The sequence below is a fragment of the Caballeronia glathei genome (genome assembly GCF_000698595.1).
Classification (GTDB): domain Bacteria; phylum Pseudomonadota; class Gammaproteobacteria; order Burkholderiales; family Burkholderiaceae; genus Caballeronia; species Caballeronia glathei.
This window is the reverse complement of record NZ_JFHC01000082.1, coordinates 1-15502: the sequence shown is the minus strand read 5'-3', so window position 1 is coordinate 15502 and position 15502 is coordinate 1. Positions and strand designations below refer to the sequence as shown.

General features: G+C 59.8%; 12 protein-coding genes and 2 pseudogenes. 7 read left to right on the top strand and 7 right to left on the bottom strand.

Annotation, left to right across the window (positions count from 1 at the left end; all coding sequences use genetic code 11):
- Positions 1–143: 143 nt before the first annotated feature.
- From BG61_RS32755 to BG61_RS32745, 3 genes and pseudogenes are all read right to left on the bottom strand, one after another.
- Positions 144–4287, bottom strand: a pseudogene (locus BG61_RS32755) (CheR family methyltransferase).
- A 274-nt stretch (positions 4288–4561) separates the two neighbouring features.
- Complete coding sequence (locus BG61_RS32750) at positions 4562–6952, bottom strand: hybrid sensor histidine kinase/response regulator (RefSeq protein ID WP_035942610.1); 2391 nt, start codon at positions 6950–6952, stop codon at positions 4562–4564.
- 229 nt (positions 6953–7181) lie between these two features.
- The gene (locus BG61_RS32745) at positions 7182–7562 is read right to left on the bottom strand and encodes a response regulator (protein WP_035942608.1); all 381 of its coding nucleotides are present in this window, start codon (positions 7560–7562) and stop codon (positions 7182–7184) included.
- Positions 7563–7967: 405 nt separating this feature from the next.
- Between BG61_RS32745 and BG61_RS44290 the strand changes: the two genes are divergently transcribed.
- Positions 7968–8468, top strand: coding sequence for a DUF2934 domain-containing protein (locus BG61_RS44290; RefSeq protein ID WP_233469249.1), 501 nt, complete (start codon positions 7968–7970; stop codon positions 8466–8468).
- 125 nt (positions 8469–8593) lie between these two features.
- Here BG61_RS44290 and BG61_RS44285 read toward each other — a convergent pair.
- The 3 genes and pseudogenes from BG61_RS44285 to BG61_RS42340 all read right to left on the bottom strand — a co-directional run.
- A pseudogene (locus BG61_RS44285) lies at positions 8594–8912 on the bottom strand (manganese catalase family protein); the annotation flags it as partial.
- Between the two features lie 553 nt (positions 8913–9465).
- Positions 9466–9840: a phage holin family protein gene (locus BG61_RS32730; RefSeq protein WP_035942606.1), complete on the bottom strand. Its 375-nt coding sequence runs from the start codon at positions 9838–9840 to the stop codon at positions 9466–9468.
- A 56-nt stretch (positions 9841–9896) separates the two neighbouring features.
- Positions 9897–10211, bottom strand: a complete 315-nt coding sequence (locus BG61_RS42340; protein ID WP_075584276.1) for a hypothetical protein — start codon at positions 10209–10211, stop codon at positions 9897–9899.
- A 461-nt stretch (positions 10212–10672) separates the two neighbouring features.
- Here BG61_RS42340 and phaP point away from each other — a divergent pair, with 461 nt between their 5' ends.
- The 4 genes from phaP (at position 10673) to BG61_RS41490 (ending at position 13714) form a co-directional block, all read left to right on the top strand.
- Complete coding sequence (gene phaP / locus BG61_RS32725) at positions 10673–11248, top strand: TIGR01841 family phasin (protein ID WP_035942605.1); 576 nt, start codon at positions 10673–10675, stop codon at positions 11246–11248.
- Positions 11249–11341: 93 nt separating this feature from the next.
- Positions 11342–12466 carry an extracellular catalytic domain type 1 short-chain-length polyhydroxyalkanoate depolymerase gene (locus BG61_RS32720; protein WP_035942604.1) on the top strand — a complete coding sequence of 375 codons (1125 nt, stop codon included), beginning with the start codon at positions 11342–11344 and terminating at the stop codon, positions 12464–12466.
- 465 nt (positions 12467–12931) lie between these two features.
- Positions 12932–13276: a hypothetical protein gene (locus tag BG61_RS32715; protein ID WP_035942602.1), complete on the top strand. Its 345-nt coding sequence runs from the start codon at positions 12932–12934 to the stop codon at positions 13274–13276.
- Positions 13277–13279: 3 nt separating this feature from the next.
- Positions 13280–13714, top strand: a complete 435-nt coding sequence (locus tag BG61_RS41490; protein WP_081868256.1) for a TcpQ domain-containing protein — start codon at positions 13280–13282, stop codon at positions 13712–13714.
- Here the strand turns inward: BG61_RS41490 and BG61_RS43430 are convergent.
- Positions 13619–13966 (bottom strand): hypothetical protein, encoded by a 348-nt coding sequence (locus tag BG61_RS43430; RefSeq protein ID WP_132458689.1) that lies wholly within the window; start codon positions 13964–13966, stop codon positions 13619–13621. The two genes, BG61_RS41490 and BG61_RS43430, sit on opposite strands and share 96 nt — an antisense overlap.
- A gap of 287 nt (positions 13967–14253) precedes the next feature.
- On the opposite strand from BG61_RS43430, the gene BG61_RS40635 reads away from it, so the two are divergent.
- Entirely contained in the window at positions 14254–14574 is a 321-nt protein-coding gene (locus BG61_RS40635; RefSeq protein ID WP_075584272.1) for a hypothetical protein, read from the top strand.
- A 375-nt stretch (positions 14575–14949) separates the two neighbouring features.
- Positions 14950–15120, top strand: a complete 171-nt coding sequence (locus tag BG61_RS32700) for a hypothetical protein (RefSeq protein WP_174479754.1) — start codon at positions 14950–14952, stop codon at positions 15118–15120.
- Positions 15121–15502 lie beyond the last annotated feature (382 nt).

Below are 15502 nucleotides of genomic sequence, written 5' to 3'. Positions count from 1 at the left end.
CACCGGTTATTGCTAGCATCGCATTTGAATAAACCGGCTCAATGACGAGACAGCATCATTCGTTCCCGCGTGCCAAGATCCCTGGCCAAAAAAGCGTTCTGCAGCAATGTCGGTCGGATCGGCTTGTGCCAGCGCTTCTACGACTATTTCCGCGACAGATTGGCTCCAATCGCAGCCAACAACCCGCTCAACGAGACGGGCTTGCCAAGGTGCGCGTCGAATCCGGCACGCAAGGCTTCCGCAGCATCCTTGTCGCGCCCGAATCCTGTCAGTGCGATGGCCGGGACCTTCGCCGTGCCCGGCAGTTTGCGCAACTTGCCGATCAGTTCGTACCCGCTCATCGTCGGCATGCCGATGTCCGAGATGATCAAATCAAAATCAGCGTCGGCTGCGACCGCGAGCGCGTTTTCCGGACTGGACTCGGCCGTGACTTGTGCACCCTCGAGCTCCAGCAACGTTCGGAACCCTTCGAGCCCCTCGAGCGAGTCGTCGACCAGCAGAATACGCAGCCCTTTGAGGATGCTCGGGCTCACCGCTTCAGCGGCAGCGGAACGTGGCGCAGAGAGTGGATTCCTGGGCAGCCATAGCCGGAAACAGGCACCTTGGCCGAACCCGGCCGACTCCGCTTCGATCCGGCCGCCATGCGTCTCCACCAGTTGTTTGGTGAGCGACAAGCCGATACCCAGGCCGTTATTGTCCCGCCTCGCCCCCCCCTCTGCCTGGCTGAACATGTCAAATACTTTGGGTAAGAAATCAGGACCGATGCCTTTGCCCGAGTCTTTTACTTCTATGCAAGCGAAACGGTCCTCACCCGACAGCGTGACGCTTATATGGCCGCCTCGCGGCGTGAACTTCAATGCGTTGCGCACGAGGTTCCACAGCATCTGTTCGACGCGAACGGCATCCGCCTTGACTACCAGCGGTGCATCTGCCCCTGAGACGGACACCGTAATGCCGTTTGCGGTCGCGTCCGTGCTGCAAGCCTCGATCACGGAACGAACCACGGCGGCCAGATCGACCGCGTCGTAGTGCAACGCGAGCTTGCCGGTACGCACGCGCGACAAGTCCAGCAGGTCATCAATGATTTTCGCTTGGCCCACCACCGAACGCTGGATCGCGTCGGCCGCGTCCTGAACCAGATCGATGTCTTTGACTTCGGGGGCGCGGGTGAGAAGTTCCGCCTTCACGTGGATCAGGTTCAATGGGTTCTTGAGTTCGTGTGACAACACCGCAAAGAACTCATCTTTCTGACGATTGACGGATTCCGCCTGTGCCCGGATCGCACGTTCAAGGGCTAGTTGCATCTGCTGCTGACTTTCGACGCCTTTCTTGTCGGTCAGATCGCGGGCGATCTTGGCCAGCCCTTGGAAGCTTTCGCTATCGATCCTGGTCATCACGCCACTGCAATAGATCTTGCTGCCGTCTTTGCGCTGGTGCCACCGCTCGTCCTCCGCCCGTCCAACCGTCTTGGCGGTTTCCCGTTCGGCGAGCGCAACCCCCTGGGCACGATCTTCTGGCGTAAAGATCAGATCCACCAGCTTGTCCATAACCTCCTGCTCTTCATAGCCAAACATGCGCTGCGCACCCTTGTTCCAACTCACGATCCTGCCGTCCAGATCCTGCACGATGATGGCGTAATCGTCGGTGGTCAACGCAGCGAGCTTGAGCCGCTCCTCGCCCGAGCGGACTGCGGCCTCGGCTCGACGCCGCTCCGTTATGTCGATCAGCGTGAGCACCGCGCCGTCGATTCGGTCGTCAAGGGTGCGGTAGGGCAGCAGTCGAACGAGATACCACTCGCCGTCCGTCGTGCTGACCTCGCGTTGCGTGAGCTTGAGGTTTTCGAACGCAGCGCTCGCATCCGCAGCCAGTTCGGGGTAGTTCAGGCGATGGGTCAGGTCGAGCAGAGGCCGACCGATGTCGGTTTCGATCAGATTAAACAGGCCAACCGCGGGCGCCGTGTAGCGCTTGATGCGCATCGAGCGGTCCACGAAGATCGTGGCGATGCCTGTCGACACGATCAGGTTCTGCAGATCGTCGTTGGCCTTGGCGGTCTCCTCGACTTTGGCCTGGAGCGCGCCATTGACCGTGATCAGTTCCTCGTTGACCGACTGCAACTCTTCTTTGCTGGTCTCGAGTTCCTCGGTGGCGGATCGCATTTCTTCATTGATCGCCTGCAACTCTTCGTTGGACGCCTTCAGCTCTTCGTTCGACACGTTGGATTGCTCGACGCTCGATTGCAGCAATTCCTTGGTGCGGTGCAACTCGCTTTCAAGATGCGCGACCACGGGGTCGTGCCTGGCCTCGCCTTGGGCAGCAGCGTCCGGCCGGGTCGTCTCATCGACTTCGTCGAAGAAGACCGTGCACAGCACGGCTGCGCTCGCCTGATCATGGAATGGACGCACCGTCATGTTCACATAGGAATGCGTCGCCCCACGCTCAAAGCGCACCCGCTCGGCGTCCACGCTTTTGCCCGTTCGTAACGCCTGAAAAAGCGCCGTGCGCAGTTCGAGGCGCAAGTCCGGGTTCACGAGCGTCAGCAGATTGTGCGAAGGCTCGCCCGCGACATACCGCAGAAATCGACCGATCTCGTCAGACATGTGCAAAATCTCTGCGTCCTGGTCGATCAACACGCTAGGCGGCGCATAACGTTCGATTGCGCGCTGATGGAGCTTTGCATACGACACCCTTGCCGGGTCGGGCGCCGCTGTCGTGACGAGCGCGCGCGCCGATTCGGCCCGACTGCCTGTCACGGCAGGTGACGTGATTACGGGTACCTTCGCAGCGCGCGTCCTTGCCTGATAGATCCGTTTCTTCTTGTCGACCAGGCAGAAGAGATCATTCGCGATGTCGGCCGATTCGGAACTTCCCAGAAACAGATATCCGCCAGGCTGAAGGGCGAAGTGAAACGTCTCCAGCACCTGGCGCTGAACCGTCCGGTCGAGATAAATGAGCAGATTCCGGCACGACACGAGATCCAGACGCGAGAATGGTGGATCGCGCAAGACATTGTGAGCCGCAAACAGGACCTTCTCGCGCAGCGGCTTGTTGATGATGTAGCGGCTGCGCACGTGCGTGAAAAAATGGCGCAAACGTGCGGGCGGCACATCGGTCAGAATTGGCGCGGGGTAGTTGCCCGCACGCGCCAATTCGATCGCCCGCTCGTCGATGTCGGTGGCGAAAACCTGCAGGATTGATGGCTCGGAGTCTTCTGCGATACGCTCACTGAGCAGCATGGCAAGCGAGTAAGCCTCTTCGCCCGTTGAACATCCCGCGACCCACACGCGTATCGGGTCGCCGTCGGCCTTACTCTCGATGATTCGCGGTACCACCTCACGCTCGACGGCTTCAAACGCCTCCCGATCGCGGAAGAAATTTGTCACGCCAATCAGCATGTCCTTGAGTAATGCGCTCGTCTCGTCCAGATGTGTTTCGACGAATCGCTGGTAAGACGGCAGGTCGGGCAGCGTATTCACCTGCAGGCGCCGCTCGATGCGCCGCAGTACGGTCGCACGCTTGTAGTGACGGAAGTCATGGCCGGTGCGCGCCCGCAACGTTCTCAGAATCTGTTGCAACGCGCCTTCTGCGGCGGATGTCCCCTGTGCATCGGGGGACGCGGCCATGGCAGACTGCTCGTCGTCCGCCGGTGGCAGCTTTATCGAACGGGCATTGGCACTCAGTTCAATCAGCTTTTGCGGCATGTCGCCCACGGGCAGCACGATGTCCACCAGACCGGTCGCCAGGGCGTTGGCCGGCATCTCGTCATACTCGGCATCGTCCGGCGTTTGCGCCAGCGTGATTCCGCCACATTCCTTGATGCGCCCCCATACCGACTGCGCCGTCACTGCCAAGGCCTGAAAGGATGACGCTGATCGCGCGCGTGCCATGCGCGTCCGCGAGACTTCGGAAGAACGAGTCGATTGCCACCGGCCGCCCGCGCCCGCGGTTAGCCGGGGCGACGGACAGGCACCCGTCAGTCATTGACAGGGCAGTAGCCGGTGAAATCAGATAGATATGGTTCTTCTCGATCCGCGTTGCCTCGACCACTTGCACAACCGGCATTTTGGTGACGCGTTGGAGAATATCGTCGGCCTGACTTTCGTGCGTGGGCGAGAGGTGAAGCACGATTACGAAACTCATGCCTGGATCACCTGGCATGAGTTCGAAAAACCGGATCAGCGCCTGGATCCCGCCTGCCGATGCGCCGATGCCGACAATCGGGAAGTCAAGCGTGGAAGCTACAGGGGACGCCGCGGCCTGATCGCCCGCAGGCTCGTTTGAGTCTTCCATTTAATGGCCGCCGAAATGAAAAGGTCATGATCAGACTACACCCAAGCCCGACCGCACAAAAGCAAGCGCGCCATTTTACGGGGCGCGCTCGCGATGCGTCGGAAAAAGCTACTTGCCCGCAGACTGAATATCAGAGCCAGTGCAATTTCTTCCCATGAAGCCGGGCGCTTCAAAATGCGCGACACGAATGCGGCGGCGGACAGAAATCCTGGGCACGTGGCGCCAGGGTTTCCTTGGGTGTCACGTCACGTCACGGGCACGATGCTGTAAGTCACTACCGATTCTTATCCCGATTTCCACTCGTTGCCTGGATCGCCGAGAGAAGGGCGTCCGCTGGAAAGGGCTTGTGTAAAGCCGTCCACTCAAATCCCAGATCATTGCGCTCTGACATCGCGTTTCCGGATGCGAAGATGATCTTGATATCCGGGCTCAATTCGACTGCACTGCGGGCGAGCTCAATCCCCGAAATACCTGGCAACGCGAGGTCAGTCAACAGGATATCGAAAGCTTTCAATCGTAACGCTTCAAGCGCCACTTGAGGATCCGCCGCTTTCTCAGGAATGTGCCCCGACATCGTCAACAACTCGCAAACGGCATCAAGCGAGGCAGCGTCGTCATCGACTACAAGAATCCGTCGTCGTTCGTGCTGCGGGACCGCCGTGTCCAACGGACGCTGTAGCGTTTCGTCGAGTTTCTCATCTTCTGCCCGCGCGCCGTCTTCGCCAAGGCCAAGAATCTGGCGAACCTTGTGCGCCAATTGCTCGCGGCTGTAGGGCTTGCTCAGCAATTCGACGCCGGCGTCGAGGCGTCCGCCGTGAACAATTGCGTTCTGGGTATATCCCGACGTAAAAAGAACCTTGAGGTGAGGCAGTGCTTGTGTCGCCTGTCGGGCCATGTCCGGACTACGGACAGGGCCGGGCATCACCACGTCCGTGAACAGGAGGTCGATGTGCACACCGCTGCCGATAACCGCGAGGGCCTGCTGCGCATCGCTGGCTTTGAGTACGACATAGCCTAGCTCGGAAAGCATATCGATCACCGTTGACTGCACTTTCAGATCGTCTTCCACGACCAGAATTGTCTCCTTGCCATGTTTGATGTCCCCGACGATCGACGGACGTGGGTCACTCGCTGGCTCGCTTGAACGCGGCAGATAGATTTTCACAGTGGTCCCGTGCCCCACCTCGCTGTAAAGCCTGATGTGTCCGCCGCTTTGTTTAATGAACCCGTAGGCCATGCTCAAGCCGAGGCCTGTACCTTCTCCTTCGGCTTTAGTGCTGAAGAACGGATCGAACGCGCGCTCCATCACCTCCCGCGTCATACCTGTGCCTGTATCCGTTACGGCCAGCATCACGTACTGGCCCGCCGGTACATCCGGAACCGGCGCCACATAGCCGTCGTCGAGCATCGCATTCGCGAGTTCGAGCGTGAGCTTGCCGCCGTCGGGCATCGCGTCGCGCGCGTTGATGGCAAGGTTCAGTATCACATTCTCGAGCTGGTGCGGGTCGACGATGGTGTTCCAGAGGCCGCCCGCCACGACCGTTTCTATTTCGACCGATTCGCCTAGCGCCCGGCGCAGAAGATCGTCTAAGTTGCGCAGCAGGCGTGACGGATTGACGACAATGGGTTGCAGCGCCTGCTGGCGTCCAAATGCCAGCAGATGTGCAGCAAGCTTGGCCCCGCGCTCTACCGCGTCAATTGCCTTGCCCAGCCGGTCACGCGACCACAAATCGCGGCCGTGCCGGCTCTCGAGTAGCTCCAGATTGCCGCGCAGCACCTGTAGCACGTTGTTGAAATCGTGCGCCACACCGCCGGTCAGCTTGCCGAGTGCTTCCATTTTCTGCGACTGAAACAGCGCCGTGCGTGTCTGCTCGAGCAATTCGGCTGCTTCCTGCCGTTCCGTGACGTCTCGCGTAACCTTCGCGAAGCCGATCAACTCGCCCTCGTTGTGTATCGCATCAATCACGACGTGCGCCCAAAACCTGGTGCCATCGCGCCTGACCCGCCAGCCCTCCGCTTCAAACCGTCCCTCTCGCTTGGCGATGTCCAGCCCACGCATGGGAACGCCGGCGGCGGCATCCTCGGGGGTGTAGAAGCGGGAAAAGTGCGAACCGACGATCTGCCTCTCTGTATAGCCTTTGATGCGGCGGGCCCCTTCGTTCCAGTTCGTCACATATCCGTCGGGGGAGAGCATAAAGATTGCGTAGTCGGTGACGCCCTGGACCAGTATGCGGAACCGTTGCTCGCTTTCCAACGCGGCATCGTGTACGGCTTTTTTGTCGCTTACGTCGCGAACTACCTTACCGAAACCGAGCAGCCGACCGTTGCGGTCGCGGAGGGCCGTAATTACGACGTTTGCCCAGAACGAACCGCCGTCCTTTCGCAGGCGCCAACCTTCCGCGAGATACCGACCGCTTTCCGCGGCTGAACGAAGCGCTGTTTCTGGTGCGCCGGAGTGTCTGTCGGCCTCAGGATAAAACACCGAGAAATGCTGACCGACTATCTCCTCACTTCGATAACCGTGGACCCGTTCGCCACCCCGATTCCAGGTCAGAATTCGACCGTCCGGCGCGAGTGCGAAGATCGAGTAGTCGTCCGTGGACTCTGCCCACAGCTCGAGCCAACCGGAGGTGAGGTCACTCGGTGCGTCGTTGGTATCTTCCATGACGAATTCCAGGAATTTCTGCAGTGCGACATTCGGGAATGGGTCCTACCAGGCTGCGGGGGCAGGGGTCGAACGGTCGCTGGCCTGTGCGAGAATTGCGAACTCTGAGCAAGACTTTACCTCATAGGGGCCAAAACAGCGGAGCGAGCGCGGTTGGTTGAACCTCACCGCGCACCCGACGCTGCAGAGTCACGGGAAAATCGCAGGCACGGCGGAGATGCGACCAAGGTCATCCGCCCTTCCTGAATGCGATTTCGGCCAATAGGACAGGAAGCTGTGCGGGTTTGGTGAAATGTCGGTCGAACCCGGCGTCGAGCGAGCGAGATGGCTCAGAGAGCGATGAGAGACCGCTGAGTGCAATCAGGAAGGGCTGTGGCTGGGCCGCATACTCGCGGATGGCGCGCGATAGACCTCGACCGCCTCCGCCTGGCATCTCAATGTCGAATATGGCGACATGAGGAAGCCAGCCACAATAAATGATGAAAGCTTCGGCAGCATTCGACGCCGTCCGGATGTCGAACCTATGGTGCCCGAAGAACGTCGCGAGAGCGGCCAGTTGATCGGGATCGTCGTCTGCTATCAGGAGGCGCGTTGTATGTACAACGGACATCGTTTGCCTCCGGTCGGCGATATCGGTTTTCAGCAAACCGTAGGCCCGCCGAGTCTACTGGAGAGACCGCCGGATTTTGTGCAGAACTCTGGACAATTCAAGAGAAGACGTTGGCGTCGCGCGTCTTGCGACCGCGCATTGGACGGTGGGCGATGTCGCCTAGTAGGGACGGTCACGGGAATGTCGTGCTGGATTCTCCGGAGTCGGTTCACGTCGAATGCTACCGCGGGCCGGCAGCGTCCTACCGGTGGGACACATCAAGGCAAGCGAAGCGGCTCGACTGTTGGGTACCTTGCTTCCCAAAAAGGCTGGTAGTCTGTCCTTACAGGACGTGTCCATCGCGCTTTGCGCGGCCGGAGCCAAGGCGGCACTGAAAATTCAACGGCATCTTGATGCAACTGTGACGTGGAAACGACTAAACGCCCGGGGCCGGTTAGTGTGGAGGCGGCGTTGCCGATGGCCTCTCTTCGATATCTGCTGCCGTTTATCGTCAACTTACTGCTGTCGGCCGCTGCACAGCGCGTCGCTTCAATGCGTTTCGGACGGCCTGGGGCACTTGTCGCGTCGGGAGTTCCACTGATTACAGGGATGTGCATCGACCCCGCACTCTTTCGACACCGCGATGCACTCAGCGCCCTCGTGCTCGCGGGAATCGCGATGTACGCCGGCGGTGTCCTGGGCGTGCAGTCACGCGGCGAACACCTCAGTGAAGTTGCCCACCGGACGGGAGGCGAATTGACAGAACCGACGATGGAAGAGCGGATTCGGGAACGAGCCTACGAACTATGGCAGCAGGACGGCAGCTTGGAGGGCTGCGCAGACGAGTATTGGCGGCAGGCGAAGGAGATGGTTGAGCAAGAGATCCGCGTGGAGCAGAGCGCTGCCCGCCGACCAACTGAGGATTGAGCCTGTACTCTGGGATGACAGCGTCCTGCTTAAGAAAACAGTAGTCGCGCCGAAGGTCGAATGTCTGGCGAAGCGGTGCGACACATCGTGAATTCCCGGCCCAGTTCCGGGAACCTACTGTCGCGTTATCCACCCTGCCCAGTACCGAGCTCGACGCCCGTCTTCGGATCGGAACTGGCATCTGAGGGGGTACGCGCTGCCATGGCCTTTAGGACCTCCACATCGGCCGAGGTCACGCCGACCGTGGCCAGACCGTCGCCGCCATCGAACGCGGGTCGGGGATCCTCAACAAATACCCAGTCGTCACCGGTATTCCAAGGCCCGCGAGCATCCTCGCCCTGCGACATGTTGTAATAGACGCTTGTAAATTCCGGTATTCCCGGAAGCGTGGGCCTTGGGGGAAATTGGTTGAATTGAGTGCAATGCCTTCTCGAATGATTTTCGGCTTCGCATTACAGATGTCCGACGTCAAATTCACACAAGGTGTGGTCGCAGGGGAGAGCAACCCGCAGTAGCGCCGCCGGAAGCCGAGTCGACAAATATCCGCACGATGATTTCCGAACAAATCTGGCTCCTCGACGGAACTGGATCCTGTGCGCTGTCCTTCCACCCACCAACCTCGAGCCGATGCTCCAGGGACTGAGACGGGCGCAAGCATGAATGCCTGCTTGAGTCCCCTACGTTTGGTTCTGTCGTCGATCAGCCATTTATCGCGTGGTCGAATGGACAAATGCATTGATGAGTTTGGTCGTCCATGTACTGAGGCCCGCCTGCAGTGCCGTTTGAAGCGCGCGTCGCGGCCCAAGGACAACCAAGCCAACCAGAAGTGCCGAGACGAACGCCGCATTCGGCGTTCGTAATGCCCAGGGCCCGGCGCTGGCGGTTGCACTTGTCACCCGAGGGCTGACCGCGGAAACAGTCCGCAGCCGTCTCATGACGAATTCTTCTTTTTTTTTTCAAGCAGAAGACAGCATACGAGATTGTGCATCGGCGTGATTCATTGACTTGCCTCCTTGATCGCATGGATGTCGCGCTCGAGCTCTCTGCGCAACGTCTGAAACGGCTCGGACGGCCGCCGTGAGCGCAAAACGAGACCGGCAATGAGGGTTATGAAAAGCCACGCGCCAGCAACACCCCAGGCGACCTGGATGAAGTACGGGGTGCCGGCCGCACTGATGATGACGGCTATACACACAAATGAGAGGGTGAACAGGGCGCCAACGGCCAAGGCGACGAACGCGACCACTTCGCTCAACACGCGGGTCTTCGTTTCCGCCAATTCGATCTGGAACAGTTCACCATAATCAGAAATGCGCGCCGCACAAAAGCGGCCGGCATTACGCCACTGCATGATCTTCGATTGGATCGTCATCGTCGTGCTCCTTTTGCCCGTCTCCCACCTTCGCCAGAATCCTTAGACGAGCGCGCTCAGTAACGGCGGCGTCGAGGCCGACGATAGCCACTTGGCGCATTTGCGACGGTCGAGTCGTTTCTCGCGCCACCCCAGATCACCCCGATCAGAAATCCAGCAAGCGCAGCAACACCGAGCGCGGCAAATGGACTGTCGGCAGTTCGCTCGCGCATCAGCATCGAGGTGTCCGCGTAAAGCTGTCGAGCCTTCTCACGCAACTCTCGGGATTTGCCGGAAACTTTGACTGACGCTTCATCTAGCACGTCCCGGGCGGCCTTCCCGACCTGTCCGACTGCATCCGCGACTGCACCTTGTACTTTTTCCGTGTCCATTTGAAACTCCTCCATTCATCAAAGCTGCCTGTAATGCGCAGGCGTCGTGCCCGAAGCCTCAAAATCTGCACCAGAGAGACGGCGAAAGTCGGAAGCTGAAATCTTACTTCGTACTCCGTCCACAGCCAGGATCAACATTTGCTGAACATCCCGCCTAGCGCTGCCCTCTGTGCGTGATCCGATCGCTAGTCCGGGGATCGCCGGCAGCGCACCGTTCACTATTAGTGCTAGAGCTGACGAGCGGGTCGACCACGACTGCTCAGGTTCTACCGCGCCGATTTAAACTTTTCGATCGATGTATAGGGAAGAATGCGGATAGCAGTCAATAAGGAAACCAAAATAAGAAATTAGCTTGACGAACGCTAGCACTGCCGTATGATGAACTTGTTGCTGCGATGCAGCATATATGCTTAAAGCCTCGGAATTACCGAGGCGGAGCCAAATCACTATAGGAGCGGTCAATGTTTCCTTTCTTTCCCCAACAGGTTTCCTCGTTTGCGACAGCGAACTTGCATACGCTCATGAAGGTGACCCAGCGTTATGCTAGCGGCCTGCAGCAATTGGCCGAATTGAACGTACAGACTGTCAAGACGGTCGTGGAGGAAAGCAAATCGGTCGCGAGCGCGGGTGCAGGCGCGAAGCCGGGCGACTTCCTGAGTTGGCAATCGACCCTTTTCGCTGAGCTTCCCGAAAAGGCCGCCGCATACAGTCGGCATTTTTTCTCGATCGTACGTGCAACCGAAGCCGATATCCTGAACGAAGCACGGAACCAATACGAGCAGTACGGTATCGGTATGAAGGGCATGTTCGAAGCGGCGGTACAGCAAGGTCAATCGACAACGGAGCACTCGACCGCGCTCCTCTCGAACGTCGCTGAGAGCTCGACACAGGCTGCGACGGAAACTGCCGGACTGGTCTTGGATGCGAGCGGAGAACTTGCCCAGACCGCGACGAATACAGTTTCCGACATTGCCGATGGCACCCAGGACACCGCGGAAAGGGCGATCCGTTCGGCGAAAGCCGGCTCGAAGCGCTAACTAACCGTCGCCGCATCGTCGTCGCGTTTCATTGCGTTTCGCGAGCCCGCCGCAGGCGGGCTTTTTCATGCTTTGCAAACCAGAGACTAACGCATGAGTCAATTTGATCAACTTGCTCCAACCCATGACGCACTCTGGTCGTTTTTCATGCGTGGTCCATTAGGGCTCGCGGCTTTTTTCTTCATGCAGCCAGAGACGGATGTTTCAGGCGCCTCGCTAGGCGCCGAAACGCCGCCAAACAGCCACGAAGCGTTTTCGCGCCCGATCGAGGCGTCGAGGGCAGCGATGTGCGCGCCGGCAACGTCGCTGCAGCCGATTGTCCGAGAATCCGGCGGTCCTCATTGGATGAACGGTCAGTTTGACCACGATGGTGGAATATACGACTTCAAGGTCTATGTTCCCAGCGCATACGCAGGTCAGCCGCTTCCGATGATTGTCATGCTTCATGGCGCGCAGCAGGATCCAGAAGACTTCGCGGCCGGAACGGAGATGAACGCCACCGCTGAAGCAGAAGGCTACATCGTCGTGTACCCGCGGCAGACGGAGAGCGCGAACCCGCTCAGGTGCTGGAACTGGTTTCGGCTCAATGATCAACTGCGCGCATCAGGGGAAACAGCAATGATCGCGGCCCTCACGCGCGAGGTCATGGCAGCCTACAATGTTGACCCTTCGCGCGTGTACGTGGCGGGCATGTCGGCAGGAGGTGCAATGGCCGTCAATCTGGCGGTGACGCATCCGGACCTCTATGCAGCCGGAGCAGTTCATTCGGGCGTAGCTTACGGCGTGGCGGCCGAGCCGCTTTCCGCCCTGTGCGCGATGAATGACGGGATGGGAACGGTTCGCCTTCCCGAGGCATTACCGAATCGCCGACCGTCGCGCACGGTACCGCTGATCGTCTTTCACGGGGATGCGGACGACACCGTGCATCCCGCTAATAGCGGGCAGGTCGTCGCGATGAACCAGCTACTCTTTGACGGTTCCGGCAACGCGCGTCCGCCCGGATTGACGCATCACGACAAGATTGAGGGCGGCTACGCCTACACCCGCAGCTTATTTCACGATCACGATGGCTTGCCCTTTGTCGAGCATTGGCTTGTGCACGGCCTTGGTCACGCATGGTCCGGCGGAAATCCAGCTGGCACATTCACTGACGAGCGTGGTCCGATAGCGAGTAGGGAAATCGTGCGGTTCTTCGGCCTTTTTACACTCGGTCGGTAAGGTGGGCCGCCGAGCGGTTTCTGCATGTCGCTCGACATGTCTGTTGTTCAGTCCGCACGCATCCGTGAATCGATATTCCGGTGAAGGTCATAGATCTAAGCAGCTTCTGGCCTCGGCGAGGTGATCGAAAGTCGACGCGAACGAAGAGCTCGGCGCAGCGCTATTTTTGGTGGTGCTCCATCTAGCCCAGGCCCGGGAACTGGCTGACGTGCGCGTGACGATGGCGCGCGGGCGGACAATATGGGGCGGCGGTTCAGTCACTGGCCACCCTTCCGGCGCTGGGTGTCATGCCGTCGTTGAGTCGCCCGGGCGTGAGCAACGACAACCCTTATTCCGAGTCGCGGTCCAAGTCGGCCTGCTTACTCGCTCAAGGGATTCGATACCCTGTTCGCCGCGCGCGCACCTGGGTGGACGCATTGGTGCGCTGGTACAAAGGGGGAACATCGTCACAGCGCGAACCGATTTGTGACGCCGGCGCAGTGTCATGCCAACCTCGATCACGACATTCTGGATCGACGCGCGGCGCTCTACGAGACCGCCCGGCAACGCAATCCGCTTCGGTGGAAAGGCCGAAGGCGCAACTGGCAGCGCCTCGATGCCGATCTGAAGCTGGTTACCGTGATCGCGCGCTATGTCGCCGTTGCCGTCGCCGCGCATTACATCACCAGTGCGGCGCCGACGAAATCGTCCGCTTCGCTTCCTTCGCCGCCGGACGGCGCGCGGCAGGTTGAAGCCGTTTCCGCGCCGTGCGCCTCGGAGTTGCACGCGCGCTTTGTCACGGCGCCGACGCGGCCGCCACAGGCCACTTAGGCGATGCGCATGGATGCGGACGCTACGGCCGCACCCTCCAGTTTAGCCGTGCCCGCCAAGCAATCGTTTGCCCCGAAGACGCCGGGCACTGTCAACGCTCCAACCGGCGGCGCGCCTGCACCTTCCGCCACGATGTCTGCGCCCGCACCCGCGCCGCCCGTCAACACCGAATGGAAACCGAATCTTGCCGATGGCACCGTGCGCACGGTACTCGCACGCTGGGCGAACGAGGTGGGCTGGCAGTTCATCTGGGAAGTGCCGACTGATTCCATCCTGCCTACAGTCTCGCCCGGTTGTGCGCGGCCACGGCCAGCGCGTCCTTTTAGCAGCGGGCCAGCTCGGTCAGCCTGTGCACCCCGCGCCAGAATCCATCCCTGCATCGCACGAAGCCACGAAAAATTGATGGTCGTGCGCCATTTGTTCTTCCATCGGCTCTAACGTCGGCGCCGGAAGAGCAAGCCGTGGCACGACACGGCATATTCGCCGATAGCCGGTCGCACGGCGCCGTAGCGTCGCGTGCGGCGTGGCGGCCAGCACCTGCAACTGCGAGTGATCCCACCGCGACGAAGTGGCCGTCGGCTGCCCGATAGAGCCAAGCCCTGCCGCTTCGAGGCGGCAATTTGCCTGAACAATGAGCCAATTATCTTGTCGATAGAGCTGCTCGCGAGCGGTATTGACGATGTTCGCCATTGCCGCGGCCTATGCGCTCGAAAGTGGCATCAAAGTGATGGCGATCGTCGACCCGATGCCCGATCTGATCGCGTATTACGAAAAGGGTTGGGATTCGGCTGGGTGAGGACAGTGTACAGATTGTCGATAATCCGTGGTCGCCGACACCGCGCACTCGCCACCCGATCTCCTGAAACTCCCCGTGGCACGGTGGCTGCATGAAGCGGCACGCTGATTGCTCCCTTTGTGGTCGAGCAGACGGCGACCGTCTGCGTCTATATGCCAGTCCGATCAAGGAGGAATGGATCATGAGTAAGGCAACCAGCACATTAATCGCGGCCGTCGCCGCACTCACTCTGTCGGGCGGCGCCTATGCACAGGCGGCCGGAGGCTCAAGCGGCAGCGGTTCGTCAGGCAGCACAGCTAGCCCGGCGAACCAGACGAACGGTGCAACGGGCGGCTACGGCACGCCGGGTGCCACAAACTCGGACAGCGGCATGACCGCCAAGTCGCCGAACTCGGGGCTGCCGAATAGCACGAACAGCAGCTCGACGTCTGGCACCAGTGCTCCCACGAGCAACAACACGTTGGCGACGCCGAGCGTAAAGTCGCCGGCGGCCGGCCAATAACAGCTATCAAAAGGGCGGAAACGTATGCGGATTGTCGCGGACGCGGAGCCCGTCGAGGTGCAAGGAAGCTTCGAGTGTCGTGTGATCCGCCAACGCATCAACTTTACACGACCAAGCCCCGCATTTAGCGGGGATTTTTTGCATTGTGTTTTGCCCAAGGCACCGGTTGAGCCGAGTGAGGAAACACTGAATCGCAAGTCAGAGACGGGCCGCCAGTCACGAGCGCTTGGGGCAGCGACGTTGTGCGACCGCTCCGGAATCCCGATCGGGATTACCGTCCCCGGCATCAGCGACTTTTACCAGCTTCATGCCACGACGCTGTCGATCAAAGTCAAAACCCTCAAACCGTGCGTTCGCCGCGAACGAGTTTGATCCTTGTACGCGCCCACGCTGCACCGCGATCGCAGCGTCGTGAAACGCGACGTGGACGCGCTGCTTGTCGCAGGCCTCGTATCGGCCGAAACGACGGTGAACGCGGGCCACGGAACGCACAAGGTCGTTCGTGCCGTCGCGTCGCGTGTCGACCTACACGTGATGATTGACTGAAGCAAGCGAGTGGTTCAAGCAGTTTGGCAGGCTGATGATGTAAACCGCGTTCATACCTCGTGTCGAGGCGGAAGCCTATGACGCATCCATGGCCTGCTATGCACTCGATCGCGGCCTGGCGAAGGCGTGGAACGTAGAGGCTGACCCGCCTGCGTGGGTCATTGAGGTCATGGCGCGCTGGTGAAGGTGGCCGTGAACATCGACGTGACGTTTTACGCTTGCGATTCGTTCGAAAAAGAAGAACAGAACAGCTAACGTAGAGGTCGCTATGTCGATCGAGGAAGTTGCCACCGGACAACGTCTTTTCTCCGAAAACCGTCGCGTCGAAGGGACGGAAGAGGATCTTATGACCATTGAGCGCGCATTGAATCACTGCGCTCAC

Bases quoted from the DNA above. Each gene is read 5' to 3' on its own strand.
- BG61_RS42340 (WP_075584276.1), bottom strand. From the start codon at position 10,211: ATGGACACGGAAAAAGTACAAGGTGCAGTCGCGGATGCAGTCGGACAG.
- BG61_RS43430 (WP_132458689.1), bottom strand. From the start codon at position 13,966: ATGGCGAACATCGTCAATACCGCTCGCGAGCAGCTCTATCGACAAGAT.
- BG61_RS41490 (WP_081868256.1), top strand. From the start codon at position 13,280: ATGCGCATGGATGCGGACGCTACGGCCGCACCCTCCAGTTTAGCCGTG.
- BG61_RS32745 (WP_035942608.1), bottom strand. From the start codon at position 7,562: ATGTCCGTTGTACATACAACGCGCCTCCTGATAGCAGACGACGATCCC.
- BG61_RS40635 (WP_075584272.1), top strand. From the start codon at position 14,254: ATGAGTAAGGCAACCAGCACATTAATCGCGGCCGTCGCCGCACTCACT.
- BG61_RS32720 (WP_035942604.1), top strand. From the start codon at position 11,342: ATGAGTCAATTTGATCAACTTGCTCCAACCCATGACGCACTCTGGTCG.
- BG61_RS32730 (WP_035942606.1), bottom strand. From the start codon at position 9,840: ATGACGATCCAATCGAAGATCATGCAGTGGCGTAATGCCGGCCGCTTT.
- BG61_RS32750 (WP_035942610.1), bottom strand. From the start codon at position 6,952: ATGGAAGATACCAACGACGCACCGAGTGACCTCACCTCCGGTTGGCTC.
- phaP (WP_035942605.1), top strand. From the start codon at position 10,673: ATGTTTCCTTTCTTTCCCCAACAGGTTTCCTCGTTTGCGACAGCGAAC.